This window comes from Pedobacter sp. KBW06 (genome assembly GCF_003852525.1).
Classification (GTDB): domain Bacteria; phylum Bacteroidota; class Bacteroidia; order Sphingobacteriales; family Sphingobacteriaceae; genus Pedobacter.
Genome location: NZ_QAJL01000022.1, coordinates 1 through 1,343, shown reverse-complemented (window position 1 = coordinate 1,343; position 1,343 = coordinate 1). Strand labels below are relative to the sequence as shown.

The 1,343-nt window shown below is 46.8% G+C and carries 2 protein-coding genes; both read right to left on the bottom strand.

Features of this window, described 5'->3' with window-relative positions:
- Positions 1–643, bottom strand: a 643-nt coding sequence (locus tag DBR43_RS32870) for a condensation domain-containing protein (protein ID WP_158622663.1), incomplete at its 3' end; no start/stop codon positions are given.
- Between the two features lie 37 nt (positions 644–680).
- Positions 681–1,343, bottom strand: a 663-nt coding sequence (locus DBR43_RS32865; RefSeq protein WP_148090777.1) for a phosphopantetheine-binding protein, incomplete at its 5' end; no start/stop codon positions are given.

The window sequence follows — 1,343 nt, the reverse complement described above, 5'->3', positions numbered from 1 at the left end:
CGGAAGACCAGCCGTCACTTGCAATATGGTGGGTATTGATCAGGAGCAGGGTTTTGCGCCCGTTTTCCAGCTGATAGAACCGCGTTCTGATCGGATACTCTGTGGCCAGGTTAAAAGGAAGGTTGATGTCTTCAGTGATGACTGCGTTGAGTTCTTTTTCGTCTGCGAGCAGGACCAGTCCGGTGTTCAGTGGTTCGTGGTGCAGCACCTGGATTCCCTGTTGCTGATCGTCCTGTTCGATGGTACTCCTGAGGACCTCATGCCGCTGCATGATCTTGCTCAGTGCATACCGGATTCCTTCGATGTCTGTTCCTTCGGCCAGTTCTGACACTATTGGAATATTGTAGGCATTTGTTCCCTGCTCGTATTGCTCAATGAACCACAAGCGCTCCTGGGCTGGGCTTAAGGGATAATGAAGCGCAGTTCGGTCTTTCCATATCGTGGTATTCAAAAACTGCTCTTTTGAAAAGACCTTATTTTCCTGTAGAATAGAGATGAATTTGTCTTTATTGCTGATAATCAGGTTATCCGTCTCTTTATTCTGGAATTTTTTCGGTGCAGAAAATTTAATTTTATTGTTGTCCAGCCAAATGGCACCGGTGTTGGTTCTTAGTTCGCTTAAAAAGGCAAAGATATCTTGCATAGGGTTTATGATGTCATGTGTCAATGTAATGCTGTGCTTAAAATTCTTTTTCAATGTTTTCTTCATCTACCATCAGCTCCGGTAATGCTTTGCTGAGTGCTTCGATATTTTTCGACTTGAAAATATCTGCCACTTTTACCTCATATCCGAGTGCAGTACTCATTCTATGGGATGCCTGTATGGCAAGGATGGAGTTCCCGCCGATCCGGAAGAAATCGTCGGTAATTCCCACACGGGTAATTCCGAGTACTTCCTGCCAGATGGAGCAGATGCTGTCCTGTACTTCATTTTGCGGAGCGGTGTAATCATCCTCCCTGGTATCCGGCTCCGGATCAGGGAATGCCTTTTTATCGAGTTTCGCGTTATTGGTTAGCGGGAAGCTGTCCATCCGTACCAGCATCTGCGGAACCATATAGTCAGGCAAAGTTTCTCTCAGCTGTTCGCTGAGCGAAGCGTTGTCGGGCAGGTTGTCCTGGTTTAGGACGTAATATCCGGCCAGGTATTTTGAGCTGCCGGAGGAAGTCTGTCTTTCCCTAACCAGAACGCATGCCTGTGCAATACCCGGAATTTGAATAAGGGCATGTTCGATTTCAGCGAGTTCTATCCGGTATCCCCGGATCTTGATCTGATCGTCGTTTCTTCCTGTAAACAGTATTTTCCCGTCAGGAAGCCATTTTGCGAGGTCTCCTGTTTTGTACAT